Origin of the sequence: Cytobacillus oceanisediminis (assembly GCF_007830235.1) — a bacterium.
GTDB lineage: Bacteria > Bacillota > Bacilli > Bacillales > Cytobacillaceae > Cytobacillus > Cytobacillus oceanisediminis.
Genome location: NZ_VLKI01000023.1, coordinates 17,223 through 44,196, shown reverse-complemented (window position 1 = coordinate 44,196; position 26,974 = coordinate 17,223). Strand labels below are relative to the sequence as shown.

The 26,974-nt window shown below is 41.1% G+C and carries 25 protein-coding genes; 5 read left to right on the top strand and 20 right to left on the bottom strand.

Annotation, left to right across the window (positions count from 1 at the left end; translation table 11 throughout):
* Positions 1-20: 20 nt before the first annotated feature.
* From IQ19_RS28740 to IQ19_RS23935, 6 genes are all read right to left on the bottom strand, one after another.
* Positions 21-347 carry a hypothetical protein gene (locus tag IQ19_RS28740; RefSeq protein ID WP_242021113.1) on the bottom strand — a complete coding sequence of 109 codons (327 nt, stop codon included), beginning with the start codon at positions 345-347 and terminating at the stop codon, positions 21-23.
* Positions 338-688 carry a nuclease-related domain-containing protein gene (locus IQ19_RS28735; protein WP_242021111.1) on the bottom strand — a complete coding sequence of 117 codons (351 nt, stop codon included), beginning with the start codon at positions 686-688 and terminating at the stop codon, positions 338-340. The genes IQ19_RS28740 and IQ19_RS28735 overlap by 10 nt, the downstream gene beginning before the upstream one ends.
* A gap of 417 nt (positions 689-1,105) precedes the next feature.
* Positions 1,106-1,300, bottom strand: a complete 195-nt coding sequence (locus IQ19_RS23950; protein WP_144545833.1) for a ComZ family protein — start codon at positions 1,298-1,300, stop codon at positions 1,106-1,108.
* A 13-nt stretch (positions 1,301-1,313) separates the two neighbouring features.
* Entirely contained in the window at positions 1,314-2,291 is a 978-nt protein-coding gene (locus tag IQ19_RS23945) for a BMP family ABC transporter substrate-binding protein (protein WP_144545831.1), read from the bottom strand.
* A 133-nt stretch (positions 2,292-2,424) separates the two neighbouring features.
* Entirely contained in the window at positions 2,425-3,258 is an 834-nt protein-coding gene (locus tag IQ19_RS23940; protein WP_144545829.1) for a Rossmann-fold NAD(P)-binding domain-containing protein, read from the bottom strand.
* A gap of 81 nt (positions 3,259-3,339) precedes the next feature.
* A complete protein-coding gene (locus IQ19_RS23935; protein ID WP_144545827.1) occupies positions 3,340-4,077 on the bottom strand; it encodes an alpha/beta fold hydrolase in 738 nt (245 codons plus the stop codon).
* A 245-nt stretch (positions 4,078-4,322) separates the two neighbouring features.
* Here IQ19_RS23935 and IQ19_RS23930 point away from each other — a divergent pair, with 245 nt between their 5' ends.
* Positions 4,323-4,514, top strand: a complete 192-nt coding sequence (locus tag IQ19_RS23930) for a DUF2929 family protein (protein ID WP_144545825.1) — start codon at positions 4,323-4,325, stop codon at positions 4,512-4,514.
* Between the two features lie 85 nt (positions 4,515-4,599).
* Here the strand turns inward: IQ19_RS23930 and clpB are convergent, their stop codons facing one another.
* Both clpB and IQ19_RS23920 read right to left on the bottom strand, forming a co-directional pair.
* Complete coding sequence (clpB, locus tag IQ19_RS23925) at positions 4,600-7,200, bottom strand: ATP-dependent chaperone ClpB (protein WP_144545823.1); 2,601 nt, start codon at positions 7,198-7,200, stop codon at positions 4,600-4,602.
* Positions 7,201-7,517: 317 nt separating this feature from the next.
* The gene (locus IQ19_RS23920; RefSeq protein ID WP_110065343.1) at positions 7,518-7,697 is read right to left on the bottom strand and encodes a YjzC family protein; all 180 of its coding nucleotides are present in this window, start codon (positions 7,695-7,697) and stop codon (positions 7,518-7,520) included.
* 207 nt (positions 7,698-7,904) lie between these two features.
* Here IQ19_RS23920 and IQ19_RS23915 point away from each other — a divergent pair, with 207 nt between their 5' ends.
* Positions 7,905-8,708, top strand: coding sequence for an undecaprenyl-diphosphate phosphatase (locus IQ19_RS23915; protein WP_144545821.1), 804 nt, complete (start codon positions 7,905-7,907; stop codon positions 8,706-8,708).
* A gap of 38 nt (positions 8,709-8,746) precedes the next feature.
* Here IQ19_RS23915 and argF read toward each other — a convergent pair whose 3' ends face one another.
* The 7 genes from argF to argC form a co-directional block, all read right to left on the bottom strand.
* Complete coding sequence (gene argF / locus IQ19_RS23910; RefSeq protein WP_144545819.1) at positions 8,747-9,703, bottom strand: ornithine carbamoyltransferase; 957 nt, start codon at positions 9,701-9,703, stop codon at positions 8,747-8,749.
* Positions 9,700-12,840: a carbamoyl phosphate synthase large subunit gene (locus IQ19_RS23905; protein WP_144545818.1), complete on the bottom strand. Its 3,141-nt coding sequence runs from the start codon at positions 12,838-12,840 to the stop codon at positions 9,700-9,702. Before IQ19_RS23905 ends, argF begins: the two co-directional genes overlap by 4 nt.
* Entirely contained in the window at positions 12,833-13,915 is a 1,083-nt protein-coding gene (locus IQ19_RS23900; protein ID WP_144545816.1) for a carbamoyl phosphate synthase small subunit, read from the bottom strand. The genes IQ19_RS23905 and IQ19_RS23900 overlap by 8 nt, the downstream gene beginning before the upstream one ends.
* 77 nt (positions 13,916-13,992) lie before the next feature.
* On the bottom strand, positions 13,993-15,150 hold the full coding sequence (locus tag IQ19_RS23895) for an acetylornithine transaminase (protein ID WP_144545814.1): 1,158 nt from the start codon (positions 15,148-15,150) through the stop codon (positions 13,993-13,995).
* Complete coding sequence (gene argB, locus IQ19_RS23890; RefSeq protein WP_144545812.1) at positions 15,147-15,920, bottom strand: acetylglutamate kinase; 774 nt, start codon at positions 15,918-15,920, stop codon at positions 15,147-15,149. Before argB ends, IQ19_RS23895 begins: the two co-directional genes overlap by 4 nt.
* An 11-nt stretch (positions 15,921-15,931) precedes the next feature.
* Complete coding sequence (gene argJ, locus IQ19_RS23885; protein WP_144545810.1) at positions 15,932-17,164, bottom strand: bifunctional ornithine acetyltransferase/N-acetylglutamate synthase; 1,233 nt, start codon at positions 17,162-17,164, stop codon at positions 15,932-15,934.
* A gap of 13 nt (positions 17,165-17,177) precedes the next feature.
* The gene (gene argC / locus IQ19_RS23880; protein WP_144545808.1) at positions 17,178-18,209 is read right to left on the bottom strand and encodes an N-acetyl-gamma-glutamyl-phosphate reductase; all 1,032 of its coding nucleotides are present in this window, start codon (positions 18,207-18,209) and stop codon (positions 17,178-17,180) included.
* Positions 18,210-18,486: 277 nt separating this feature from the next.
* On the opposite strand from argC, the gene IQ19_RS23875 reads away from it, so the two are divergent.
* Entirely contained in the window at positions 18,487-19,179 is a 693-nt protein-coding gene (locus IQ19_RS23875) for a Crp/Fnr family transcriptional regulator (RefSeq protein WP_199749544.1), read from the top strand.
* A 29-nt stretch (positions 19,180-19,208) separates the two neighbouring features.
* Here the strand turns inward: IQ19_RS23875 and IQ19_RS23870 are convergent, their stop codons facing one another.
* From IQ19_RS23870 to IQ19_RS23860, 3 genes are all read right to left on the bottom strand, one after another.
* Positions 19,209-19,925: a YwiC-like family protein gene (locus IQ19_RS23870; RefSeq protein ID WP_144545806.1), complete on the bottom strand. Its 717-nt coding sequence runs from the start codon at positions 19,923-19,925 to the stop codon at positions 19,209-19,211.
* A gap of 148 nt (positions 19,926-20,073) precedes the next feature.
* Positions 20,074-20,616 carry a molybdopterin-guanine dinucleotide biosynthesis protein B gene (gene mobB / locus IQ19_RS23865; RefSeq protein ID WP_144545804.1) on the bottom strand — a complete coding sequence of 181 codons (543 nt, stop codon included), beginning with the start codon at positions 20,614-20,616 and terminating at the stop codon, positions 20,074-20,076.
* Positions 20,604-21,869, bottom strand: coding sequence for a molybdopterin molybdotransferase MoeA (locus tag IQ19_RS23860; protein WP_144545803.1), 1,266 nt, complete (start codon positions 21,867-21,869; stop codon positions 20,604-20,606). The genes mobB and IQ19_RS23860 overlap by 13 nt, the downstream gene beginning before the upstream one ends.
* A gap of 434 nt (positions 21,870-22,303) precedes the next feature.
* Between IQ19_RS23860 and ric the strand changes: the two genes are divergently transcribed.
* The gene (ric, locus tag IQ19_RS23855; protein WP_144545801.1) at positions 22,304-22,996 is read left to right on the top strand and encodes an iron-sulfur cluster repair di-iron protein; all 693 of its coding nucleotides are present in this window, start codon (positions 22,304-22,306) and stop codon (positions 22,994-22,996) included.
* A gap of 400 nt (positions 22,997-23,396) precedes the next feature.
* On the opposite strand, the gene moaA is transcribed toward ric, so the two are convergent.
* Complete coding sequence (gene moaA, locus IQ19_RS23850; protein WP_144545799.1) at positions 23,397-24,413, bottom strand: GTP 3',8-cyclase MoaA; 1,017 nt, start codon at positions 24,411-24,413, stop codon at positions 23,397-23,399.
* Between the two features lie 339 nt (positions 24,414-24,752).
* On the opposite strand from moaA, the gene IQ19_RS23845 reads away from it, so the two are divergent.
* Complete coding sequence (locus tag IQ19_RS23845) at positions 24,753-25,454, top strand: Crp/Fnr family transcriptional regulator (RefSeq protein ID WP_144545797.1); 702 nt, start codon at positions 24,753-24,755, stop codon at positions 25,452-25,454.
* A 36-nt stretch (positions 25,455-25,490) separates the two neighbouring features.
* Here IQ19_RS23845 and IQ19_RS23840 read toward each other — a convergent pair whose 3' ends face one another.
* Positions 25,491-26,618, bottom strand: a complete 1,128-nt coding sequence (locus IQ19_RS23840) for a TIGR04053 family radical SAM/SPASM domain-containing protein (RefSeq protein ID WP_144545795.1) — start codon at positions 26,616-26,618, stop codon at positions 25,491-25,493.
* Between the last annotated feature and the right edge of the window lie 356 nt (positions 26,619-26,974).

Sequence of the window (26,974 nt, the reverse complement as noted above, 5' to 3'; positions counted from 1 at the left end):
ACCACATCCCATCTTTTATTTTAAGGGTAAAAGATTTGCAGAAGTGACATTGCACCCCTTTTAAAAAGCTCTTTTTCACTTATCCCATATTCACTGAGAATTCGGTTTTCTAGGAGTGTATTTCTTGCAAAAATTAATTCATTTAGAGTTTGAAGCTGGTTTGGCCACATTATTTGTTTGTTGTAGGCCGATTTAGCTTCCATAAGTCTATCAACAATTTTTTCAGCATGGATTACTCTTTTAAAAATATAACTATTATCCTTCTCTGTTTTTATATAGGTGGAGGGGTTTATTATAACTACAAAATGTTCAATGGGTAGGGCTGGAAGCCTTTCCTTTAGTAACACTCCTGAAATTGTGATACCTGACGCATCACCTGTGATATTGGGTTAGGTATTACCTCTTCCTTCTGCCCGTGTATTTGGATAAGCTGACCAGAAAGTGGTTCAAAATATAAAGTACCTGAGTAATTTTTCACTTCGATAATAGCTGCAAAAAAGGGTGTTATTATAAGGGAATCAATTTGAAAAGCGTTTTGGAGGGTAAGACGAAGATCATTATAAATTCTAAACTCATTCTTGGGTAGAAGGCTTAAATAATAGTCTAGCTGCTTCTCTCCATTATATCCCGCAATTCGATTCCTATAATCCGTTTCGATTTCTTGTCTTTTCCGATGGTAATCCGGCAACCTTCGCAGTAAAGCTTCATTTTACAAAATTCTTAGCGGCTTGGTTCTTGGTTTCATTATCATGGCATACCTCCTGGAAGAATATCTTTCACGTTTAAAATTCGTTAAACCGAATAATTTATCCTTTTTGAGAATGGAAGTTTTTCAAGTTTTTTGCATTCTTTGCTTGGCTTTCTTATCATGATAAGACCAAGTTTGCAAGCAGGGGTTTCTTTTGTACGTGATTTTATAGTTGGTTGCGCGCGGGATCCTTCTTTGGGCGCGGCAATTGCCTGGTTACGCGCGGCTGCTCTCCTTTTGTGCGCGGGTTTCTTCCTTTTACGCGCGAATTTAGCTTGGGAACACGCGGATTCAGCAACTAACCCTTCTCCTTAATCCCCCAACAAAAAACCAGCCCCCACAGGCTGGTTCCTCAAATTATTCATTTTCTTTCAGAGCGTCTGCTTTGCCCATTTCATAGGCTTCGTTCATGACTTTGGTGAAGAGATTCATGAACGGCTGGATCATTTCCATGGAGAGTTCGATGCCTGCTTCGTCCAGTTGTTGTTTGGCTTCAGGCATGTGTTTCATGGCGATTTGCATGAATTCCATCGTTTTGTCGTTTGGCTGCATCTGTTGTTACCTCCTATGTATCGTTCTGATTTTTTTCAGGCAGTTTGCCTGTCTTTTTGTACTCTTCAATGGCAGCATTTAATTCCTTTTTGAAGTCTTCGTCTACAATAGGACTGAATTTCCCTAGTGAGATGACTTCATCTTGAAAATCGAAGGAAAGGTTGCCGGACTTTAGTTCGCCTTTGTTGAATTTCTCTGCCACTACTTCATACAAAACGTCGACATGCTGTACTGTGCTTGTTAGCACGACCGATTCACCCAGGTCGGACTGATCGGATATAAACCCGATGGCATACAGTCCTTTTTCTTTTAGTTTTTCGATAACAGGAACATTATACCCATCACCGGCAGGATAGACAACATCAGCGTTTTTGAAAATGAGGTTATCAAGCAGTTTTATCGCTTTTTCTTCATTGTCCCAGTTGCCGACATATTGGATTTCTACATTAACATTTTTATTATTAATAGAATTGGCACCTTCATAAAACCCTTCTACTTCAGGCTGCCATTCAAAGGCCGCAAGTACGCCTACGGTTCCGGTTTTGGTTACGTGGCCTGCTACCATACCTCCGAAAAAGCCCATCGCATAGGCTTCAAAATTCAAGCTGGTCGTATTTTCATTTTTGGCATTGCCATTAAAGCTGACAAAATGGATATGTGGATATTTTTTAGAGATGTTATTAAAGTATTCCGCGTATTCATTGCCATGGCCGAATATCAGATTTACACCTTTTTGGTCAAACTCTTTGACGGCCCTTTCTACAACCATCTCGGAGTTCATGCCTTCTTTATAATAGACATCTACATTATATTGGGATTGAATCTTTAACATACCTTTATAGCCTTTGGTTCCCCATACTTGATCGTTCACCGTATCGGGTACTAATAATCCCGCTTTCTCAAGTTTCCCTGTGGATATTGCTTGTCCACAGGAGACCAATAAAAGAAGGCACAAAAGAAGGATCCCGTATTTCTTTAATGTCTTATGCATCTTCTTTTTCTCCGCCTCTCTGTAAAAGCTCCTTTCGGCTTTCACTTCATACTGATGGTAAGTCCGGTTTATTTTACCAAACTAATTTAATTCTACCTTGTCTATATGTTAATTGGAAAGATTTTTTTCTTAATCAATACTCATTCCTGTTCAGTAAAGCATTTAAGTGTCTCCTTTGCTGCTCCAGGCCCTCAGAATATTTCATTGAATTCTTCACTGTTTTGTCTATTATTTTACCTTTTTCCAAGTCATCGTTTCTGTGACTTAAGTTATATTCAAGGGACAGATATTCAGCGCATTTTTGCCAATGTCCCGGGAGGCTGCTTTTTAATAAATAAGATCCTCCTTGAATTTTATCAGTTTCCTCCATTATTGAATGAATGAGATCATCTATATAAATAGCATCATGAATCCATTCCCGGTTACTTAATTCTGCCCTTTTTCGATCAGCTAAAGCCTGGTGAAAGATAAATTCCTCCGGCTGCCAGGGACCGTAAATTGCAGGCAGATAAAAAGAATGAACCGCAATGTTATTTTGCTTAAGAAGCTCAATCGCTGTTTCACAGCGGCTATGCGCCCGGTTTATGTCTTTCAGCCACTGTAGCGGGAATAGAAACATAATTTTCGAATGGAATTTCTTCAATTCATTCATGTTATTAAAAAGGTATTTCTCTATAAGCTCATTCTCTCTTAATGCGGATAGATTATTCTTTAAATAGAAATCATAAAAATTAATAAAGAGTACTGTATCTTCCTTTATTTCCTTTTGCGTTTCCAGCCATTCAGAGTAATTCATTTCATAGAAATTCGCATTTCGTCCAATCTCTAAACGCTTATCGTTTAGATAAGGGTCTTCCTCCCCTTTATTGATATGGATTCCATCTATCTCACAGCCCTGATCAAGCAGATATTTACACAGACTGAATCCAACGAATTCATATGCACCTAATATAACTGCCCTGTCCATCTTCAATCCTCCTCAAAGCATACTCAATGTATCCTATGCTTTAGGGATTGTATTTATTTCTTATCAATACAAAGGCAGCTGCTATAATTCCTTTTCATATTTTCTAAAGAAATTCGTCATCTGTGAAGAAATCCTCTGTTTTTTGTCCGGAAGAATATAAAAAACAGTTATGGGGGCATTTTCATTTTCCCATTTTACAGATCTTTTTTTCAAATAGTCTGATTGCTTGTAAGCTCTTCCACCTGAAAGAATTTGAATGATTCTAACAGGAACTTTAAGACCTTCTGTGAGATTTTCTTCATGTTTGTTTAATACTTCGGCTATTTTTCCAGTTTCAATTTCATAGGAACATGCAAGCTCCTTTAAAAGTCTTTTATAAAAGAATTTATGCTCCTTTTCCTGTTCTAAATGGTGCTTTAATGACAAAATTGGATTAATTAGTACCGCTGAACGTATCATATGCCCCATTTCATGCATTAATTTAAGGGCAACCAGGGATCCCATTCCTTCGGCGATAATGTGGATTTTTTCATTTATAATTTCTGTCCGGACTATGTGCTCGTATAAAAATTTAGCTTTATCGACAGCTTTATCGCTGCCCCAGTTCCTACCGTATAGATTGGAATAAAAAATGGTATAGCCATGTTCCCTAAGCTTCCTTATTAATGAATGCTTCCCTTCATTTTGTGTCCAAAAACTGCTGTGCTCGTCAACAAAGTGCCTATCATCCCCAATGATCAGAATACCGAAACCACTTGGTTTATCTGGGTAATGAATCATGCACCATTCGGTATCCAATTGAAAGTTCCGGCTTTCCATAGTAAAACTCCTTTGCAGTTTGTTCATTATAATGTATGTATAAAAAAATAAAATGAAAGGGAGATTTGCCCAGTTTCAGACAAGTTCAATATCCAGCATGGCTTCCTGCACTCTTTTTGTTTTTACGATTACCCTGGTAGGCACATTCACCGAAAAGTAGGTGTGCATGTTGTAAAAATCAATTTATTTATTTAACAGCTTATGCTAATATGAAAAGGGATTTAATTATGTTAGAGGTGAAATGGATGAAATTCTTTTGGACATTTTTCTGGACTTTCCTTCTTGTTCAAATGTTAACGTACGTGGTTTCTTCGATGCTGGGAGCACATTATAATTTTGTAACCGGTGCCATCCTGGCAGTAGGAACAACCATCTTAATTTTTGTTGTCGCTTCCATCATTCCTGAGGGCCCAGCTGGGAAAGAGGGACTTCATTAATCAGAGGCAAGTCTGCAAGAAATTATGCCGACTTTAAAAGAGTCATCCTGACTGAGTCAGGATGATTCTTTTAATTTAGCCGGAATTATTTTACTGAAAGCTCTATTTTCCCGCTGTCAGCAGAAATAACTACTTCACTGTGGTCCTTGATTTGTCCTGCTATTATTTTTCGAGCCAGGGCTGTTTCTACATTTCTTTGTATAAAACGTTTGAGCGGCCTTGCTCCATATACTGGATCGAACCCGTTTTCTGCAATATATTCCTTTGCAAGATCATTTATACTTAGCTTGATATGCTGGTCTGATAATCTTGATTGAAGTTCAGTTACTAATTTAGAAACAATTTCTTTTATTTCATTCATCGCTAACGGCTTAAACAGGATCATTTCGTCTACTCTGTTTAAGAACTCAGGGCGGAAGTGGGTACGCAGCTGCCCCATTACTTTGCTTCTTCTTTCTTCATTGATCTCTTCTTCTCCTTCAGAACGTTCCAGCAGAAAATGAGAACCAATATTGGAAGTCATGATAATGACAGTATTTTTAAAGTCCACTGTCCTGCCCTGTGAATCTGTAATCCGTCCATCATCAAGCATTTGAAGCAGGATATTAAATACTTCAGGATGGGCCTTCTCGATTTCGTCCAACAGGATAACAGAATAAGGCTTTCTTCGGACTGCTTCTGTAAGCTGCCCGCCTTCCTCATACCCTACATACCCCGGAGGAGCCCCAATCAATCTTGAAACAGCATGTTTTTCCATATATTCGGACATGTCGATCCGAATTATTTGTTCTTCGCTATCAAACAGTGATTGAGCCAGGGCTTTAGCCAGCTCTGTTTTTCCTACTCCGGTCGGTCCCAGGAAAATAAATGAACCAATTGGACGATTTGGATCTTTTATTCCTGCCCTGGCTCTTAGAACTGCGTCCGAAACCAGCTGGACAGCTTCATCTTGGCCAATTACTCTTTCGTGTAAAATGCTTTCGAGACGCAGAAGTTTCTCCCGTTCTCCTTCTACAAGCTTGGCAACTGGAATGCCCGTCCATCTTGCGACAATGCCGGCAATTTCTTCTTCAGTAACTTCCTCTCTTAATAGTCGTTCCCCTTGATTCTCATTTACGGCATTTTCGAGTTCCTTCAGCTCATTTTCCAAAGAAGGTATTCTTCCGTGGCGCAATTCCGCAGCTTTATTTAAATCATAATTATTTTCTGCTTCTTCTAGATCCCAGCGCATTTTTTCAAGCTGTTCCCGCTTTTCCTGCACTTTCTGAATGCCTTCCTTTTCAAGCTGCCATTTTGCCTTCATGCTGTTGGCCTGATCTTTTAACTCTGCAAGCTCCTTCTGCAAAACAGAAAGCCTCTCTTTACTCGCTTCATCGTTTTCTTTTCTTAATGCAGCTTCTTCAATTTCCAGCTGCATCACGCGCCTTGTTACTTCATCCAATTCAGAAGGCATGGAGTCGATTTCAGTCCTGATCATCGCACAGGCCTCATCGACCAAGTCGATCGCTTTATCAGGGAGAAAGCGGTCTGTAATATAGCGGTCAGATAATGTTGAGGCAGCTACCAGGGCTCTGTCGTGAATATTAACCCCATGATGAATTTCAAAACGCTCTTTCAGACCTCTTAATATGGAGATTGTATCTTCTACATTTGGCTCCTGGACTAACACCTGCTGAAAGCGGCGTTCAAGAGCCGGATCCTTTTCAATATACTTCCGATGCTCTTCAAGAGTTGTCGCCCCAATGCAGTGCAACTCTCCTCTCGCAAGCATTGGCTTAAGCATATTCCCGGCATCCATGGCTCCTTCTGTTTTGCCAGCTCCCACAATTGTATGCAGCTCATCGATAAAAAGGAGAATTCTGCCTTCGCTTTTTTTCACTTCATTCAGAACAGCCTTCAATCTTTCCTCAAATTCCCCCCTAAACTTAGCGCCGGCAATCAGGGCACTCATATCTAGAGCGAAAATGGTTTTCTCCTTTAACCCCTCTGGAACATCTTTACGGACAATCCGTTGTGCCAGCCCTTCTACTATGGCTGTTTTACCTACTCCCGGTTCACCGATCAGGACTGGATTATTTTTCGTCTTTCTTGAAAGGATGCGAATTATATGCCTGATTTCGCTGTCTCTGCCGATAACCGGGTCAACCTTCCCCTCCTTCACCTCTACAACAAGATCTCTTCCGTATTTTTTCAATGCTTCATATGTTGATTCCGGATTTTGAGATGTCACTCTTTGATTCCCCCTAATTTCCTTAATGGCATGCTCCGCTTTTTCTTTATTCACACCGTATGATTTTAAAATTGGAGCGGAATTTGAGTCTGCTTCGGCAGCCGCTGCTATAAAAACATGTTCTACAGACATGTATTCATCTTCATACTTCTTCATAAACCTTTCCGCTTCTGCCAGGATGCGCTGGAGTTTTCCTGTAATATATAGCTTGCCTTGCTCAGCTCCTGACCCTGACACTTGAGGTTTTTTCCGCAAAGCTTCATGCATTTTATTAATGAAAGATTCAGCAGGAATCTGCAGTTTTGACAGGATCGATATAATCAGGTTATCTTCCTGATCCATTAGAGCCAAGAATAAATGGGCTTCATCCACTTCCTGATGATGTTCCCGTATGGCAATTGACTGTGCATTCATAAATCCTTCCTGCAGCCGCTCTGTCATTCGATTAAGATCCATTGCGAAACCTCCTATTTGACCTTCTTTGACCTTTATTTTTATTATAATCCATTTTCTGCATATGTAAAGTTTTCTGCAATCGTATGCTATATGATGGTAAGAAATTTATTTTTGAACATTAAACCTGTTATCATAGCGTTTATCCTCCAAGGGGAGATAAAATAAGGTGCAATTTGCCCTGATCGGAAAATAAGCTTTGCAGGAGGATGAACAGCGAAAAATTAAAGCGTTTGAAACAGTCTGAAAGCCATCCACAAATGGGATGGCTCCAGAGGTTATTGTTATGCTTTTCCCATTGTACTAATGGCTAATCAGAATTAAGGCTTTCTTTTATATGTCCAGACGCGGTTATGGTTGGAAGCCTCCGGAAATTGATCTCCGGCTCTCAATTTAAGCATTTGAGGATTATTGACGTTGCTTCCTGTTTCGCCGATTTCAATATAAATTCCATTGTTGGGCGCTTTCTGCCCCGGCTTGAATTGTCTATTTTGCCCCATGCAGATACCTCCTTTAATCTTAAATCATTTTTATTATTTCCACTCTAGATTTCCTCATGTGGGTAACTATTGGCATCGGCTGTTCCTGATGTGAATGGCAAAAGCTAATTTCCTTAATTATGCAATGAACTGGATATCCCTTTACACCTTTGTGGTTTTTATAGTTAAATGAGAAGGTATGAGATTTCATAGTTGGAGGATTTATTAGTGGAAGATTTTTTCTTATTGCTGAAATATTTATTTTTAGGGTTATTTCAAGGATTTACCGAGCCTATCCCGATTTCTTCGAGTGGGCATCTGGAAATTGCTGAATATTTTTTTGGACTTGAAATTAAAGGTATGAGTTTCGCATTGCTCGTAAATACGGCTTCGCTATTTGCTGTCCTGATTATATATCGCGAAGATATTATGAGGTTAATACGCAATGGGCTTGCATACGTGACAACCAAGGATAAAAGGGCGGAAGCTGATTTTCGATTTATCATTTATTTAATTATTGCTACCATACCAGCTGGAGTTATCGGTGTTTTGTTTGGTGATTATCTTGAAGGCAATATTAAAACAGTCGGTCTAACTTTGCTTGTTACCGGACTGGCATTATGGCTGATCCGCAATATGAGAGGCCGTAAAAATGACGCAGAATTATCATTGAAAGATGCCATTATTATAGGTTTTGCCCAGGCTGTAGCCTTAATACCTGGTATTAGCCGCTCTGGTGCAACAATTGTTGCCGCAATGGGCCTGGGAATGAAACAGGAAACCGCTTTGCGTTTTTCCTTTCTTTTATATATTCCAGTAAGCGTGGGCGGAATGATATTAGGCTTTAACGATATTCTTAGAGACCCCAATTTGAATGAATTAGCCTTGCCTTATACACTTGCCTTTTTTGCATCTCTTGTTGCTTCCTATTTCTCCCTGAAGTGGTTCATGAATATTATGGCCAAGGGGAATTTGAAGTATTTCGCCATTTACTGTTTTATTGTAGGGCCGCTTGTATATTTTCTTTCTTAAAATGCAAAAGCCTTCTCCGGCCGGAGAAGGCTTTTGCGTTATAGAATTTCTGAAAGAACCGCTTTTTGGACATGGAGCCTGTTTCCAGCCTGCTGAAAGACTGCAGAGTTGCTGCCATCAATTACTGCGGCTGTAACTTCCTCACCGCGGTGAGCCGGCAGGCAGTGTAAAAAGACGAAATCTTTTTTAGCTTTTTGGACAAGATATTCATTAACCTGGTATTTTGCAAAATCTTCAAGCCTTTGCTCATTTTCGGCTTCCTGTCCCATGCTCGTCCAGACATCCGTGTAAATCGCATCGGCATCTTTGACAGCTTCGTCTGCATTATGGGAGACCTTCACTTCAGAACCGCTTTGTTCCGCAAATTCTTTTGATATCTTAAGAACTGATGGGTCTGGCTCGTAGCCTTCCGGGCATGCAATAGTGATATTTACACCCGTTTTAGCTGAAGCAATCATTAGGGAATGGGCTACATTATTGCCATCACCGACATATACCAGAGTTTGCCCTTCCAAAGTTCCTTTCTTCTCCTGTATGGTTAACAGATCGGCCAATGCCTGGCATGGATGGTATAGGTCTGTCAGGCCGTTAATTACCGGAATAGTTGCATGATGGGCGAGTTCCTTAATTTTTTCATGCGAGAAAGTGCGTATCATGATAGCATCAACGTACTGCGACAGTACTTGGGCGGTATCCGCAATGCTCTCTCCTCTTCCCAGCTGCAAATCCTGACTATTAAGGTAGAGGGCATGGCCTCCTAGCTGAATCATGCCTGCTTCAAACGAAACTCTCGTGCGGGTTGATGATTTTTCGAAGATCATTCCGAGAATTTTGCCTTTAAGAGGGGAAGATGTTTTCCCTTGCAAATGTGCATCTTTTAATTTCTTTGCTTTTTCTAAAAGGCCTTTAATTTCCTCAGATGAAAAATCGGCAAGAGTTAAAAAATCCTTTCCTTTTATATTAAGACTCTTTTCGGCCGCCTGAATTGATATCATAATACGCTCACTTCCTTTTCTGGAGATGCTGAATTATTGTTATTGCTTTTTGTTTGATGCCAATCCTCGATTGATTGGACATCCCATTCCTCTACTGCCATTGATTTTAAGAGTGCAATAAGGGTTTCTTTTTCTGTAAAGGTTAAAATCCTGTTCTTAGTTGCCGTTTCCCTCATTTTTCTATCTTCTTTCTGCTGGTTAGGATTATATAAAGCAAGAGTTTCCTTAACATTCCAGACGTTGTCATTTTCTTTTAAGTAAATAGCCTCGGCTTTTGCTTTTTCCAGATAAGGGGAAAGCTCATCAGAATTCAAATCTGCGGCTATAACTACTTTCCTGTTCATGGTATTTTTTAATCCTGTATGGAAGGATTTCCTAATGGCCTCTTCATAGCTTCGCGCCAGGGAAATACCCTCTCCAGTTGATTTCATCTCAGGGCCGACTTTGGAGTCCAACCCTTTCAAAGCGTAATTGGAGAACACCGGATATTTAACACAAATAAATGGAAGGTTCTCAGTGACAGGTATTTCATCCTTCGACAATGAATATTTCCCGAGCAATATTTTTGTCGCAATTTGTACCAGCTGAACCCCTGTGACTTTGCTGATAATAGGAACAGTACGGCTTGCCCGCGGGTTTACTTCAAGAATATAAACGTCTTCTCCATCAACGATATACTGAATATTCATGAGCCCCTTGTATTGAAGCTTTTGGACAATTGCTTTTGCATATAAGAGCATTTTCTTCTGTACATTCTCTGATAAATTCTGGGGAGGAAGAACTGACATGCTATCTCCCGAATGAACTCCCGTTTTTTCAATATGCTCCATGATTGCCGGTACACAAATATGGTTTCCATCAGCTGCTAAATCCAGTTCAGCTTCTAAAGCATGCATAAATTGGTCAATGAGAATTGGATAAGGCACATCCCCTTTAGTTAAATAGCTTTCTAATTCAGAAGCTGAACCAATCCGTTCCATTCCCTTGCCGCCGATTACATATGAAGGACGTACTAAAATAGGGAATCCAATTTTTTCAACAGCTTCATGAAGCTGCTTTTCAGAATAGACGACATCTCCTTTGATACGCGGAATCTCCAAATCATCTAAAAGCTGATAAAAAAGCTTGCGGTCTTCTAATGCATCGATTGTTTTCGAGTCTGTTCCAAGCAAGGTCAGACCGTAGGCTTCCAATTCTGCTGCCAGATTAAGCGCTGTCTGTCCGCCCAGCTGGACAATGACTTCCGTTATCCCTTCTGCTTCGATTACATTTAATATGTCTTCAAGGATTAATGGCTCGAAATAAAGCCTGTCAGCAGTTGTATAATCGGTACTTACCGTTTCAGGGTTGTTATTGATCATGATGGTTTCAACGCCCGAATCTTTTAAAGCAAATACCCCTTGAACTGAACAATAATCGAATTCAATGCCCTGGCCAATCCGGATGGGGCCGCTTCCGATAATAAGAACCTTCCTTTTATCGCTTTTTGCTTGTTCATTTTCTCCAAAATAGCTTGAGTAATAATAATTGGACTGTGCTTCAAATTCAGCAGCACATGTATCGACCATTTTATAAGCGGGTAAAACACCGAACTCTTTGCGTTTGTCCCTGACTGCTTTTTCAGATGTTTTCCATTCCATTGCAATATATTTATCACTGAACCCTTTTTCCTTAAAAAGCTGCAGCTCTTCTTTCGTTGCTTCCTCCAATGTTGAAGAAGTGATTTTATTTTCGAGTTTCACAAGTCCCTGGAACAGATTCATGTAAAAATAATCTATTTTGGTGATGCTGTGCAATGCCTCTAAAGAATAGCCTCTGCGGATTAATTCCATCAAAATGAAGAATCTTTCATCCGTCTGCTTTTTCAGCAATGCTTCAAGCGATTCTGTTGTTTTAGCCGATAATGCCGGATTTTTAAGGTCATTGCCTTTTACCTCAAGCGAATGAACTGCCTTCAAAAGAGCCCGTTCTAGGTTTCGGTCAATTCCCATTACTTCTCCTGTTGCCTTCATTTGAGTACCCAGCTTGCGGTCTGCAGACGGGAATTTATCAAAAGCCCATTTGGGGAATTTTACAATGACATAATCGAGAGCAGGTTCAAAGCTGGCAAATGTGTCACCTGTAACCGGGTTGATAATTTCTGATAATGTATACCCGACCGCCAGCTTTGCAGCCATTCTGGCAATTGGATAGCCTGTTGCTTTGGAAGCGAGTGCCGATGAGCGGCTTACCCTCGGGTTTACTTCAATGAGATAATAATTTTTACTATTAGGATCTAGAGCGAATTGAATATTGCACCCGCCAATAATTCCAAGCTCAGAAATAATTTTAATAGAAGCTGTTCTAAGCATTTGATATTCATCATCCGTCAAGGTTTGCGAAGGAGCGACTACAATTGAATCACCAGTGTGGACTCCGACAGGATCAATATTCTCCATATTGCAAATGGTGATACAAGTATTCTTTGAATCACGCATTACCTCATATTCAACTTCCTTAAAGCCGGCAATACTCTTTTCGATCAGGCATTGGTTAATCGCACTTTCTTTTAAGCCGCCTTCAACCAGGGATGTTAACTCATCAAAGTTTTCGGCGATCCCGCCCCCAGTTCCCCCAAGTGTGTAGGCAGGGCGGACAATAATCGGGAATCCTATTTCATGCGCAAACTGAATGGCCTCTTCAATTTCATGGACAATGATGCTTTCAGGAACAGGTTCATTAAGCTCCTTCATCAATTTTCGAAAAGCTTCACGGTCTTCGCCTTTCTTAATTGATTCAATGCTGCTGCCCAAAAGCTTCACTCCATAACGCTCCAGCGTGCCTGTTTCACTCAGCTGGAAAGCCAGATTAAGCCCGGTCTGGCCTCCCAGGGTGGCAAGCAGCCCATCGGGACGTTCTTTGCGGATAATTTTTTCAAGACTGTCTGCAGTCAATGGCTCGAAATAAATTTTATCTGCAAAAGCCTTGTCAGACATTATAGTGGCCGGATTATTATTGACGAGGATAACCTTATAGCCTTCTTCTTTTAATGCCGCACAAGCCTGTGTGCCTGCATAATCAAATTCTGCTGCCTGGCCGATAACAATCGGGCCTGAGCCGATCACTAAAATGGATTGGATACTGGTGTCTTTAGGCATAAGCAAATACTCTCCTATTCTCGGCTTTTATCATGATCATAAATTCATCAAAAATATAATCCCCGTCTGCCGGCCCCGGATGGGCCTCCGGATGGAACTGAACGGTCTGGATTGGCAGTAACTGATGCATGAGTCCCTCAACTGACTGGTCATGCAGATTTACATATCGTGTTTTAAAGCCAGTTGCTTTTAAGCTTTCATCATCCACCACATAGCTATGGTTTTGTGAGGACATAAAAACGGTGCCTTTTTGCATATCTGCAACCGGATGATTTGCTCCCCTATGGCCGAATGACAGTTTTTTTGTATTCCCGCCAAAAGCCAGTGCGGCAAGCTGATGTCCCAGACAGATACCCAATGTTGGATACTGCTCCAGTATTTTTTTTACTTCCGGCAATATGCCCTTTAGTTCCTTTGGATCTCCTGGTCCATTGGAAAGCACTACTCCATCAGGATTTAATTTTTTTATTTCTTCTATTTTTGTGTTAAAAGGAACCGAAGTAACCTTGCAGGATCTTTTCAGCAAGGAATCTACAATTGACTTCTTTGCTCCAAAATCAATTACCACGACATGGCTCTTTCCTTCACCATAGGTCTCAATCACTTCTGAAGATACTTTACAAACCTTTTCATCCTTTGGGAGAAGAAATGATTCAGCTTCTGCACTTTCATTTAAGGACATTTTTGCCGGCATGCTTCCTTCTGACCGGATTTTCTTTACGATTGCCCTTGTATCCATATGCCCCATTAAGGGGATGTTCCATTTTTGCAAATATTCCTCCAGTGTATAGGCTGATTTATAATGGGAAGGGCATTTGCTTCCTTCATATACAATAACCCCGGCCACATGAGGTTTCTTGCTCTCAAAATCAGATTCATTTATCCCATAATTTCCGATCAAAGGATACGTAAAAACAATAATTTGGTCTTTATATGAAGGATCTGTCAAAACTTCCTGGTAGCCTGTCATCCCTGTAAAAAATACAATTTCTCCCTCAATATCCTTTTTAGGCTGATTTGTCAGCCACTGGCCCTTATAAGAATGGCCGCTTTTTAAATGAAGGTAACCTTCCATTATCAACACCTCGAAGCTATCTGTATATTTATATGAATTAATAAATTTTTATGCATTTCAATGAAAAATAATACAGCCTACACAGCTGATTTAGAGTATTCCAATAGTGTGGATTTAAGAGTTTCGGCCGCTTCATTTATTTCTGTTGCTGTTGCAGTCAGCGGAGGCAGCATGCGCAATACATTTTCCCCTGCCGGCAAGGCCAGCAAACCCTTTTCCCTTAATTCCTTTAACAAGGATGGAAGATTTACATCTGTTTCAATGCCAATCATCATTCCAAGCTGGCGTATTTCCTTCACTGCTGGAATCGGTTCAAGCAGTTCAGTCAATTTATTAGACAGATAAACGCTCTTTTCCTGCACATCCTTTAAGAATTCTTCCTGAAAAATTGTCTCCATTGTGGCTATTGCCGCTGAAATGCTAATCGGATTTCCTCCGAATGTTGAGCCATGGCTGCCTGGTCCGAAAGTTTTTTCTAATTTTTTCTTCCCGATCACTGCACCGATTGGCAATCCGCTTCCCAGCCCTTTGGCAGATGTTACGATATCCGGATCAAGATTAAAATGCTGAAATGCAAAAGCCTTTCCTGTTCTGCCAATCCCAGTCTGAATTTCATCAATAATTAGCAGTGCCCCGTATTCTTTGCATAACTGCTCGGTTTTCTTAAGGAACTCCTGTGTCCCTATATGAATGCCTCCTTCCCCCTGGACAATTTCAAGCATTACAGCCGCTGTTTTTTCATCCATCTCGCCCTTTAAAGCGCTAAAATCATTAAAAGGAATATACTTAAATGTTTCAAGCATGGAGCCGTATCCTTCTTTTATTTTTTCCTGGCCTGTAGCAGCCATGGTTGCAAAGGTTCTGCCATGGAAGGACTGATGGAATGTTATAATTTTCTGGCGCCCCGTTGCTTTTCTTGCAAGCTTGATTGCAGCTTCATTTGCTTCTGCTCCACTATTGGCAAAGAAAACAAGATCCATGCCAGCTGCTTGCGAGAGATGTTTTGCTGCGATTTCCTGCTGCTCCTGTATAAACAAATTGGAAACATGCCAAAATTTATTCAACTGGGTGCTGATTGCTTCTTGTACTGCAGGTGGACGATGCCCTAAATTACAAACCCCAATGCCCGAGGTGAAATCCAAATAGCGTTTTCCGTCTTTATCGATTAAAATACTTCCTTCTGCTGATTCCGGCTCCACTTCCCACCGGCTATATGTCGGGAATAGATAACTCATTTGAAAACCTCCATTTTGGCAGAAACATTCGTACCGACCCAACTGCCATTTTCATAAAACTTATCCTTGCCTGATACGATCATTACACTATTTAATCCTTTGCTGATCGCCTTCATTGCCGAAGTTACCTTTGGAATCATCCCGCCTGTTATTTTTTCATCTTTTATATGCTGTTCAATTTCTTCTGTATCCAAATGAGGAGAAAGCTTGCCGTCAATGAAGATTCCCTTTACATCTGTTACAAAGATACAGTGTTCAGCATCAATTGCGCTGGCAACTGCGGCCGCTGCATAGTCGGCATTTATATTCAGCTTTGTTCCGTTCTCACCTGCTGCAATAGGTGTTATTACAGGCACCAAACCTTCACTAAGGAACATTTCAAGAACGGGCTGATTAACACTCGTAATTTCACCAACCAATCCCAGCTTCTCCTGATCCAGAAACTCCCCCTTAAATAATCCCGCGTCGCTTCCATTTACTCCGAATGCTTCGAAACCGTGCTTTTCGAGCATGGCGGTAAGCTTGCGGTTTGACTGGCCAGCCAATACCATTTCTGCAACTTCCATCACTTCTGGAGTCGTTTTTCTTAGGCCATTCTCAAATTCATGGGGTACTTGATAGAGCTCTAGCATTTTGTTGATGGCAGGACCGCCTCCATGGACAAAAACAAGCTGATATCCCCGATTCTTCAAATCTGCCAGACTCTTAAAAAATGAATCATCCAATTCTTCCATAACACTTCCACCGCACTTAATGACTATACTCTTCAATTTGCAACCTCCTAAGTACGATAGCTTGCATTAATTTTGACATAATCATAGGATAAATCGCAGCCCCATGCCTTTCCTTTTCCTTCTCCATGATGGAGGTCAACCGAAATTTTCACTGTAGGATTTGTTAAGTATTGTTTTGCTTCTTCCTCTGAAAATGCCTGAGGTTCACTATCTTTTAGCATTATGATAGGCCCGATAGCGATATCAACGGAAAAAGGATTAATGTTTGCCTGGCTCTGCCCGATAGCGCCTATAATCCTGCCCCAGTTAGCATCCGCTCCATAAATAGCCGTTTTGACAAGGTTCGAGCCGACAATCTGCTTCGCAACCTTTCTAGCGTCTTCGTCTGTCTCTGTCCCGGTAACCTTAACCTCAATTAACTTTGTCGCTCCTTCTCCATCCTTTGCGATCTGCTTGGCAAGGCTCTCACTTGTTTTTGCAAGCATCTGCAAGAATACCTCCCAATCAGGATGATCCGGGGAAAGCTTATCTGTATCGCTTTTTCCATTGGCCATTACTAGAACCATATCATTGGTTGATGTATCTCCATCAACAGTAATCTGATTGAACGTCCGGTCAGTAACCTGCTTTAAAGCTGTCTGCAAATGACTGCTGTCTATGTTTGCATCTGTCGTAATAAATGCCAGCATGGTCGCCATATTCGGGTGTATCATCCCTGAACCTTTTGCCGAACCGCCCATTGTGACCATTTTTCCATCGATGACTGCCGTATAGCAGCACTTTTTCATCACTAAATCAGTCGTTAAAATCGCTGTTTGAAAATCCTCTGAGTGAACCGTTTCGCTGCCAGGTTGCAGTGTCTGAATGCCAGCTTCAATTTTATCCATTTGCATATACTCACCAATAACACCTGTTGAGGCAACGGCTACATGCTGCTCCACTAAATTGAACTTATCTGCAGCAGATTTTCTCATTTGATAGGCATCCTTTAGCCCTTGCTCCCCTGTACAGGCATTGGCGCATGCACTGTTAACGATGACTGCCTGGATAAGCCCTTCCGATGCAATGCTTTCCTGTGTCACTTTTAGCGGGGCAGCCTGAAAATGGCTTGTTGTATAAACGGCCGCACAATGTGCCGGAGTTTCACTTAAAATAATCCCCAAATCTTTTTTTGAATATCGAAGTCCTGCATGGACGCCAGCAGCAGCAAAACCCTTTGGTGTAATTATGCTTCCTGAGGATAGTTCTGTTACTTCTGCAGTTTGTGATAATGTTGGCATTTGCTATTCCTCCTTATGGATAGAGCGGTACAAAACCAAGGCCTGCTGCTTCATCCAGCCCGCTCATAATATTGGCATTTTGGACAGCCTGCCCTGCTGCCCCCTTCATTAAATTATCAATCACTGAAACTACTGTCAGCCTTCCTGTCCGGGAATCGGCATGTACTCCTATATCACAATAATTGGAGCCTGCCACTTCTTTTACAGAAGGAAAAGTATTTTCCGGCCGTATGCGTATGAATGGATGTTTCTCATAGACTGACTGGAATAGCTCAAGAATCTGTGAAGTAGTATATTCTTTTGTTAATTGTACATAGCTAGTTGTCATGATTCCTCTTGTAATCGGGAGGAGATGGGTCGTGAAGGTAATGGGTTTAATTCCGGCATTCCAATTCATGAGCTGTTGTTCGATTTCCGGTGTATGCTGATGCTGGTTTACCTTATACACACGCAAATTTTCATTTGCTTCCGCATAGCTTGTAGTTCTTGAAAGTGATCTTCCTGCCCCAGATACCCCGGATTTGGCATCCACGATAATACCTGTTGGGTCTATCAAGTTTTCTTTTACAATCGGGGCCAGACTTAACAGTGTCGATGTTGGGTAACAGCCGGGATTGGAAATTAATTCAGCCGCAGCTATTTCCTCATGATGCCATTCTGAAAGCCCATATACAGCTTTTTCAACAAGGCTTTCGTTAGCAGGCTCGTGTTTATACCACTCAAGATATTCATCTGCAGGAATTCTTAGGTCACCTGAAAGGTCAATTACCTTAATGCTCTTCCCCGAGAATGCTTCTGCCAGTTTGCCTGATATCCCAGATGGTGTAGCCAGAAAGACAATTTCTGATTGCTCTGCAATCTGATCGGGATCAATTTTTTGTAAAGCTTTGTCCATGATTCCATATAAATGCGGATATTCATTCCAGATGGGGAGATCTTCCTTCGTTGAATGGATTGATTTAATGTTAAATTCAGGATGGTGCTGCAGGATGCGAAGCAATTCCGCACCTCCATATCCGGTTGTTCCGATAATTGAAACGTTCATAACTGCTCCCTTCCTTGCTATTTTGTATATTTAATCAATGTTATACATATTTATAAGTTTATGTTTCTCTTATTATAGAAACTGCAGTAAAAAATTGCAACCTATTTTCCCGAAGTTTTAAACATTCCTAAAATACGGATTTCATTTTTAATGGTGAAAAGGTTGACGGCACTGCATTTTTCCCTTTAAATCAAAAGTAAGTTCGATAATTTTGTTTACTTATCTGGACTAGGTTCGTTTTCCCACGGACATGATTTAGGGAAAAGGTGGTTTTAGCATGCAGCCAATGACAGGGATATCAGCAGAGCTAAAAGAATTATTGCTGGCCGTTCACCATAAAGTAAAAATGGAAAAAGGCAGTTTCTTGTTTCAGGAAGGCTCAGCGGCCAAGGAGCTATATATCGTTCTGAGCGGGAAAGTACAGGTAGGCAAAATTATTCCGGATGGCCGTGAATTGACAGTCCGTATGTGTACGGATGGAGATTTGGTTGGCGAATTATCTTTGTTTTCTTCCTCGCCAAAATATATGTTAAATGCTAAAGTAACTGAAAGCGGGGAGGCAGCCGTTATATACAAAGATGCACTTGAGGATCAGTTAAGCAAGGATAACAAGCTAGCCTTGGAGCTAATGAAGTGGATGAGCCTGCAGCATCGGAAAACCCAGACTAAATTCAGGGATTTGATCCTGCACGGAAAAAAAGGTGCCCTGTATTCGACTTTGATTCGCCTTTCCAATAGCTATGGGGCTAGATCCCGAGAAGGAATTTTAATAGATGTGGCGCTTACGAATCAGGAGCTGGCCAATTTTTGCGGAACTTCCAGGGAAGTCGTGAATCGCCTTTTAAGCGAATTGCGGAAAACAGGAGCTATTTCTATTAATAAAGGTATCATTACGATTCTTGACCTTGATTATTTGAAAATGGAAATTGACTGTGAAGATTGTCCCGTCGACATTTGCAATATTGAATAGAAAAGCCGGCCTAATCGGGCCGGCTTTTTTTAGTTCATGGCTATTAAAATCATGATAAAGAAAATAGCGGCATTTGCAATCTCATAGATGCCAATTCTTTTAGGAGAAAAAAGTTTTCCATAAAACGCAATCGATCTGTAGAGGCTGGGAAGGAACGCTGCTGCCACAACCCACTCCCCCATCAATAGACAAACAAGCGGAACTGCCGCATGATAAATCCACGATATCCACCTAAAGGAAAGGTTCTTCTTCTCCCGAATCATTGATTTTACATAAAAGGTGCTGCCTGAAAAAAATAAAACGGAAGCTGCAAATACTGTCCAGGATAGCGCTGTAACTTCCCCACCGGGCAAATAGCTGCTCGCCAGGCCTGCTATTGAAAATGAAAAAATTGCACTGAAGTCATTTCCCAGTGCCCTATCCTGATTTTTTGATGAGAAATAGGCATTTATGATAAAAAAAGGAACCATGAGAAGTCCGAATACAATGATCGATGGCCTTGTCAATAGAGGCACCAAAAGCAGCAAAATGGCTGGCACCATATAAATAGCTGTCCACTTTGCATAATAGGTGATTCTTTTCCTTTTAAACAAAAGAAGGGACGGATAAGTAGCCAGATATAATAATGTCCATCCTAAAAAAAAGGGGATATGAGGCCAAATAATTTCAGACGATGCTGCTCCCAGCCAAAAAGGCAGGATCAGCATTGCCCAAGCTCCATGCTGTTTCGGCAAAAATAATTTCATCTATACTCCTCCCCATTGCTTTCTGCCTATACTATATAACTTTTCTCCTTGGAAATAAGTGAGGCTCATCACTCTGGCTCATCCGACACATAACGTTCAATAATGCTAAAAAACCCTCTGGGTCATTGACGCCAGAGGGTAAAAAAATTTAAGACCTACGCTTTAATCTGCTCTTTAAATAATCAATGAGCCACTCAGGTCCTTTAGAATCATAGATACTGAAAAATGGAACTTGTGGATCCCCATCTTCCAGGATCTTCACTTCCTCATTCCAGTAAAACACTGCCACGATATTTGTTAGCTGCTTAAGCAGGTGTCGATCGTCTGCATCCCTTAAAAGGAGTACTTTTGGGTATGGAGCCTGCTTATGCCCTTCAATAATAATTATATCCGGGTGAAGCTGTGAAGCTACGCTGATTTGTTCCTCGAGGCTCCAAGCTTTTTTCTCTGCCTGGATAAGGAGCCTGCCTCCCCCTTCAACTAGTGTCGCCGCTGCCCCTGATTCAATATGTCTGCTGGCATCCTTCCCGCAAGGAACCTCAGGCTTTCCTCCGTGCCCATGGTGCTTAATGGTTACAACGGAAGCACCCGCTTTTTTTAATTCGGAGATTAATCTAATTGCCAAAGTGGTTTTGCCGCTGTTTTGATAACCGGAGACCTGAATAATAACAGGCTCCTTTACCATGGCCATTCGCTTCCTTCATGGTCCTCCAGCAATAAGACTTCTACTTCATCCCCTTTGCCATAGCCTCTTGTACCGCCTGGCAGGATCATTAATGAATTGGCGCCCGCAAGGCTCATGACAATATTTGATTTATCAACTCCGCTTGGTGCAGCTACAAGCCTGCCATTAGAATAATTCAGTGCCGTTCTAACGAATCGGGTAAATGGATTTGCTTTTGGAAAATCAGCTACAAGCTCAGCTTTTTCTTTCCTTAAATGCGGCTTCTCAGCAAAAAGCATCCTGCGGATGATTGGCCTTGCAAATAGTTCAAATCCGACGTAGCAGGCAGAAGGGTTTCCTGAAAGGCCAAACAGCAGCTTGCCTTCATGCTGGGCAACTGTCGTGACACTTCCAGGGCGCATTGCAACCTTGTTAAAAAGAACCTCTGCCTGAAGTTTTTCATAAATGGCAGGAAGATAATCAAAATCACCCACTGACACGCCGCCTGTCGTGATCAGCATATCCACTTTTTCCAATGCTTCTTTAACAGCATTGAAGCAGGTATCAAATTCATCCGGAAGCTTGCCGAAATAAATAACCTCTGCCCCGGCTCTGTCTATTTGCGCCGAAATCATGTGTGCATTGCTGTTTCTGATCTTTCCTGGCTCCAATGGCTCATGTACCTCCAAAAGCTCCGTACCTGTTGCAAATAATCCGATGACAGGCTTTTGGGCAACAGGAACCTCAGCATAGCCAAAAGTTGCGAGAATGGCCTGTATTCCGGGATTAATCCTCGTGCCTTTTTTGACTAGGGATTCCCCTTCCTTGGCATCTTCCCCCTTGAAGGAAACATTATCTCCAGGATTATAGACCCGCTTGATGGACATATAATTTTTGCCGTTCCTCTCATATGCCTTTGCCAATTCCAGCATGACAACGGCATCACATTCTTCAGGCATTTGCGCGCCAGTCATAATTCTTACAGCCTGAAAGGAGCCCACCTGTTTGGAGGTTACGTGTCCGGCACCAATATGGTCTACTACTTCAAATTCAAGGGGATTTTCCATTGAAGCTTCCTTTGTATCTGCTGACCGGACCGCAAAGCCATCATATGGCGATCTATCGAAATGGGGGACATCATTGGTAGCTTTTAAATCCTCTGCCAGAAAGCGGCCAAAGCTATCATTAATGGAAACATATTCTATACTTCCGCTTTTTTGATAAGCCATTATTTTTTCAACTGCTTCCCCGACTGGAATGGGAGTTCTTTTTTCCAACATATTATCAGCTCCTATGTATAAAAGACTAAAAATGCCCTCTTTCTGTTTCTTTAATTATGGTCCTGTTGATTTCCGCTCCAGGGACTCAGCGAACCGCGGGCGGTCCGGGAGCCTCCTCCCGCTTGATATTGAATCAGCATCCTCGAATAAACACCGCACGGAGAAAATGCGAATGCAATTTCGAGGATCTCGCCCCTTCCACTCCAATCAACAGGGTGCAAAAATCAAAAATAAGCATTAACACTGACTTTATTATAAACGTACATGAAATGGCCCAACATGACAAACATCACACATAGCGTTTCCTTCGCCTGCATGCTTTTACAGTAAAAAATTTTTAAAAAAACCTTCAGGTGTGATGCCCATCACCAACTTGCCGCCATTCGTCCTTTATTCTATAGATATAGTTCACAAGATTAAAGGAGGAACACTCAATGACCATGCAACTTACAGAAGATCGTCTTGTAAAAGATATTGTAAACGAATTCCCTAAGACAAGTGATGTGTTCAAACGCCACCGCATTGACTTCTGCTGCGGAGGAAATATCCCATTGCTTCGTGCCGCTGCTGAACAATCTGCTGATATGCAAGTTCTTTTAAAAGAGTTAAACGAGGTAATTCAAAAAGAAAACCCAAAAGAGGATTTGAAGGTTTGGACGGAAAGCACTTCAGAAGATATTATTGAACATGTCATCAATCAATACCATCGACCGCTTGAGGAAGAGCTTTCACTTTTGAGTCCCTATGTTACAAAGGTTGCAAGAGTTCACGGCGGAAGCCATGAGGAACTGCTAAGAGTACACGATTTGTTCTTTGAACTTAAGAAGGAAATGCTCGAACATACTGCCAAGGAAGAAGAATCTGTTTTTCCATTGCTGCTTATGCTCGAGGATCCTGCTGTTGAAAATCGCGAAGAAATAATTAGCTATATACAAGAACTCGAAAAAGAACATGACCATGCCGGCGCGATTTTAAAAGAATTGCGGGATATTACATCTGATTTTGCACCGCCAGCAGATGCCTGCGGATCTTACCGCCTTGTATATAAACGCCTGGAAGACCTTGAAGGGCAGACTTTTATGCATGTTCACCTTGAAAATAATATTCTGTTCCCTCGATATATTTAATGCAAATAAAAAAATCTGTAGAATTTTCAGCTGCAGATTTTTTATTTTCCTCACACACCTTGCCATTTAAGTTTTAGCAATGTACAGTATTCAATTACTTTAATCAGCTAACCTTGCCTGTTGATTTCCGCGCAAGGCGCATGGATCGACGCTCCTCGACCCATGCGCCTTGCGGGGTCTCCCTTAAACCCCGCTTTACCCGCAGGACATTGAACCAGTATCCTCGAATAAAGACCTAACGAAGGAAATGTGAAGGCATTTTTGAGGATCTCGCACCTTCCGCTCCAATTAACATAGTGCCAAAATCAACAATGAGCTTTAACATAGCCTAATAATAAAAAGCCAGCTCTGCTAAGCCAAAATTCCATGACTTTGCTGAGCTGGCCTTTTTAATCAAACTTTACCCGCCTATATAGGACATTTCAATCTTTTTCCTGTTGGCTATCGTTTCTTCCGTTCGTTCATCGGAGTATCGGTCTTTTCTTACATTCCAAATGTTAACAATGCGCTCTGTTATTTCTTCATCGTTAGCGCCTTTTCTCATAAACTCCTTCAAATCGTGTCCTTCGCCATTAAAGAGACACGTAAAGATTTGCCCATTTGCTGACAGCCTTGAACGTGTACAGCTTGAACAGAAGGATTCAGAGACAGAGGTAATAAATCCAACATCAACATCTGAGCCCTTATATCGGTAGCGCTTGGCAACTTCACCGAAGTAATCCGGATCTACTGGTTCTAATAAATAATGTTCCTTTAGAATTTCATAGATCTCTTTTTTGGTGACAACTTCGTCCATTTTCCAGCCGTTTGTGCTTCCGACATCCATATATTCAATAAAACGGAGCTGCAATCCGTTTTCTTTGCAAAACTTGGCCATTGGCACAATTTCCGAATCATTCAGCCCTTTTTTTACGACCATATTTAGTTTAACGCCAAGTCCAGCTTCCTTTGCTGCCTCAATCCCTTTTAGTACGGGTTTGACACCCACATTGCGTCCATTAATTTTTCCAAACAGTTCATCATCCAAGCTATCCAGGCTGATATTCACCCTTTTTAGTCCTGCTTCCTTCAGATCCTTGGCATGTTTGGGGAGCAATACACCATTGGTAGTGAGCCCAATATCGTTCAGCCCCTTAATGTTCGAGAGCATTTTTACCAGTTTGGGCAAGTCTTTTCTCATCAAGGGTTCTCCGCCTGTTAATCTAATTTTTTCTACTCCAAGGCTTACGAAGATTTTGGCAAGCCGTTCAATCTCTTCATAACTAAGCAGCTCGCTTTTAGGGAGAAAAGCAAAATCAGGCCCGAAAATATCTGCCGGCATACAGTATTGGCAGCGGAAATTACAGCGGTCAATAACAGATATGCGCAGGTCTCTCAAAGGTCTATTCAATTGGTCTTTTATGATTGTTTTAGCCATTGCTTTCAACTCCATTTAAAGAGTGACTCCCTTTATTTTTCCATCTATTTAAAGTTAATATGTTTCATATTTGATTTATATTTTAACCTTTCCCTTAAAATAACAGAAATAACCTAACACCTCAAATTAAGGGCTTTTACTATTAGAACATAAAACTCTCCTAATGTTAACAGGTTAATTAAATTTTTTTGATGATGCAACGGCCAGATAAATCTTCGTTTTCAAAAAACAGAAAAAAAATGCCACAATTAAGACACAAACACCGGGTATGTTTTCACTATTTGGATGTTATTATTGTGAAAAAAGACAGAAAGATTTTTTTATAAAAGGAGGTTTAGTATGACACAGGCAAACATAAAACCAACCCATTCGATTGAAATTAAGGAGCTTCTACACTTCGCAGACCGGCATATGCAAACAAAAAAAGGCTCATACATATTTCAGGAAGGAACGGATGCTGATGAGCTCTATATCATTCTTTCCGGCAAAATTCAAATCAGCAAAATAACAGCTGATGGTAGAGAGCTTACGTTTAGAATATGCGGGAAAAATGACATCATTGGTGAATTGACCCTTTTTACAAGTTCCCCTAAATATTTATTAAATGCTTTAGTGCTGGAAGCGGGTGAAATCGCTATTATTAAAAAGGATGTGCTGGAAAGGGAAATCTTTAAAAACAGCAGCCTTGCTTTTGAATTTATGAAATGGATGAGTGATCATTTCCGCAAAACACAGACAAAATTCAGGGACCTTGTCCTGAACGGAAAAAAAGGCGCCCTTTATTCCACTCTTATTAGGATGACCAACAGCTACGGATTCAAGGTTGACGAAGGAATTCTGATTGACCTTCCCCTCACAAATCAGGAGCTGGGCAACTTCTGCGGAACTTCAAGGGAAAGCACAAATCGGATTCTAAGCGAATTAAAAAAGGACGATATCATTACCAGCTTAAATGGAAAAATAGTCGTTAAGAATCTGCAATACTTAAAGAATGAAATTGGCTGTGAAAATTGTCCGGCAGTATACTGCAGCATTGAATAAGAGTGCAGCCATTTCAGCTGCACTCTTTTTTTCTTTTTAAGTGGTCTTCACTTTCTTCCTAAGTGCTTTGGGAATATACACACAGAACGGTTCACTTTCCAAATAGTCTCCAGTCATGGCATAGGCACGCGATCTGGATCCTCCACAAACATAACGGAACTCGCATTGTCCGCATTTTCCTTTGTATTTATCAGGATTTCTTAGATCTTTAAAAATTGGAGATTCCCTATAAATTTCGGCAAGAGGCTGTTCCCTTACGTTGCCTGCTTTAACAGGAAGAAGGCCGCTCGGATAAACATCGCCTATATGCGAAATGAAAACAAATCCGTTGCCGTCGTTTACTCCTTTTGGCGCCCTGCCCAAACCATCAATTGAGCCAGTTAAGCCTTGCTGTGTAAGAGCATCGAGATATTGAATATCTTCGTTCTGTGCTTTTGCTTCTTTCACTTTTTGCTGAATGACCACGCGGCGGTAATGCTGTGCAGCAGTTGTTTTTATGTCAAATGGCACTCTTTTGCTCAAATCATAAAGCCAGGTAAATACCATTTCATGCTCAACAGGAGAAATCATATCTTTTTCCTGCCCCCTTCCTGTTGGAACAAGGAAAAATACGCTCCAAAGAACACATTTCAGTTCCTCTACCACCTTAGCCATTTCCTCCAAATAATCAATATTATAACGTGAAATAACCGTATTAATTTGGACTGGGATCTCCAGCTCATGCAAATATTTTATCCTTTCAATCGTTAAATCAAAGGAACCTGATGTCCCCCGGAAATGGTCATGAATTTCCGCATTTGGGCCGTCGAGGCTGAACGCCCAGCGAGATAGGCCTACTTCTTTGGCTTTTTCGATTGCTTCCTTTGTCACATTTGGAGTGGCGCTCGGTGTCATGGAAACCCGGACACCTTTTCTCACTGCATATTCGGCAATTTCGAAAACATCCTGTCTCATTAAAGGATCTCCACCGGTGAATACAAGCATAGGGTTATTCATTTCATATATTTGGTCGATCAATGCTTTCCCTTCTTCAAAGGAGAGCTCTCTCGGATCTCTTCTGTATTGGGCTTCGGCTCGGCAATGCAGGCATTTTAACTGGCAAGCTCTTGTTAATTCCCATATCACAATAAAAGGGTCTTTATTAAAATCTCTACTGAATCCCATAATAGATGCCTCCTTAGCCACCTCTAATCCAGGCAGCTTCTTCAATGTAATGCCATTTGAAGTGAACGATATTTTGTCTTTGCATCGTTATTATAGGGTAATTCCTATCGCAATTAAGTGAACTATCTCACAAATATACGTTCTTTTCAGGAAATTTGACAGGGATGTGACAAAGCTGAGCCAGGAAGATTGGGGATGTGCTGCTGAAAGAGGTTATTATGTTAACGACGAAACTCGATGCTGTTAGTTGGCTATGGTCATTAATGCTGCTGATTAACGACGAAAAATAAGATACTTACCTAATATGGTCGTTATTCCTGGTGATTAACGACCATCCTCCAACCCTTTAACCAATT

Excerpts from the sequence above, each read along its gene's own strand:
- IQ19_RS23940 (WP_144545829.1), bottom strand. The coding sequence starts at position 3,258 with ATGGACAGGGCAGTTATATTAGGTGCATATGAATTCGTTGGATTCAGT.
- ric (WP_144545801.1), top strand. The coding sequence starts at position 22,304 with ATGACCATGCAACTTACAGAAGATCGTCTTGTAAAAGATATTGTAAAC.
- IQ19_RS23870 (WP_144545806.1), bottom strand. The coding sequence starts at position 19,925 with ATGAAATTATTTTTGCCGAAACAGCATGGAGCTTGGGCAATGCTGATC.
- argC (WP_144545808.1), bottom strand. The coding sequence starts at position 18,209 with ATGAACGTTTCAATTATCGGAACAACCGGATATGGAGGTGCGGAATTG.
- IQ19_RS23900 (WP_144545816.1), bottom strand. The coding sequence starts at position 13,915 with ATGGAAGGTTACCTTCATTTAAAAAGCGGCCATTCTTATAAGGGCCAG.
- mobB (WP_144545804.1), bottom strand. The coding sequence starts at position 20,616 with ATGGCCATGGTAAAGGAGCCTGTTATTATTCAGGTCTCCGGTTATCAA.
- IQ19_RS23840 (WP_144545795.1), bottom strand. The coding sequence starts at position 26,618 with ATGGGATTCAGTAGAGATTTTAATAAAGACCCTTTTATTGTGATATGG.
- IQ19_RS23895 (WP_144545814.1), bottom strand. The coding sequence starts at position 15,150 with ATGAGTTATCTATTCCCGACATATAGCCGGTGGGAAGTGGAGCCGGAA.
- IQ19_RS23935 (WP_144545827.1), bottom strand. The coding sequence starts at position 4,077 with ATGGAAAGCCGGAACTTTCAATTGGATACCGAATGGTGCATGATTCAT.
- IQ19_RS23905 (WP_144545818.1), bottom strand. The coding sequence starts at position 12,840 with ATGCCTAAAGACACCAGTATCCAATCCATTTTAGTGATCGGCTCAGGC.
- IQ19_RS23945 (WP_144545831.1), bottom strand. The coding sequence starts at position 2,291 with ATGCATAAGACATTAAAGAAATACGGGATCCTTCTTTTGTGCCTTCTT.
- argJ (WP_144545810.1), bottom strand. The coding sequence starts at position 17,164 with ATGCCAACATTATCACAAACTGCAGAAGTAACAGAACTATCCTCAGGA.
- IQ19_RS23845 (WP_144545797.1), top strand. The coding sequence starts at position 24,753 with ATGACACAGGCAAACATAAAACCAACCCATTCGATTGAAATTAAGGAG.
- clpB (WP_144545823.1), bottom strand. The coding sequence starts at position 7,200 with ATGGATCTTAATCGAATGACAGAGCGGCTGCAGGAAGGATTTATGAAT.
- IQ19_RS23950 (WP_144545833.1), bottom strand. The coding sequence starts at position 1,300 with ATGCAGCCAAACGACAAAACGATGGAATTCATGCAAATCGCCATGAAA.
- IQ19_RS23860 (WP_144545803.1), bottom strand. The coding sequence starts at position 21,869 with ATGTTGGAAAAAAGAACTCCCATTCCAGTCGGGGAAGCAGTTGAAAAA.
- IQ19_RS23930 (WP_144545825.1), top strand. The coding sequence starts at position 4,323 with ATGAAATTCTTTTGGACATTTTTCTGGACTTTCCTTCTTGTTCAAATG.
- argF (WP_144545819.1), bottom strand. The coding sequence starts at position 9,703 with ATGATATCAATTCAGGCGGCCGAAAAGAGTCTTAATATAAAAGGAAAG.
- moaA (WP_144545799.1), bottom strand. The coding sequence starts at position 24,413 with ATGGCTAAAACAATCATAAAAGACCAATTGAATAGACCTTTGAGAGAC.
- IQ19_RS23920 (WP_110065343.1), bottom strand. The coding sequence starts at position 7,697 with ATGGGGCAAAATAGACAATTCAAGCCGGGGCAGAAAGCGCCCAACAAT.
- IQ19_RS23875 (WP_199749544.1), top strand. The coding sequence starts at position 18,487 with ATGCAGCCAATGACAGGGATATCAGCAGAGCTAAAAGAATTATTGCTG.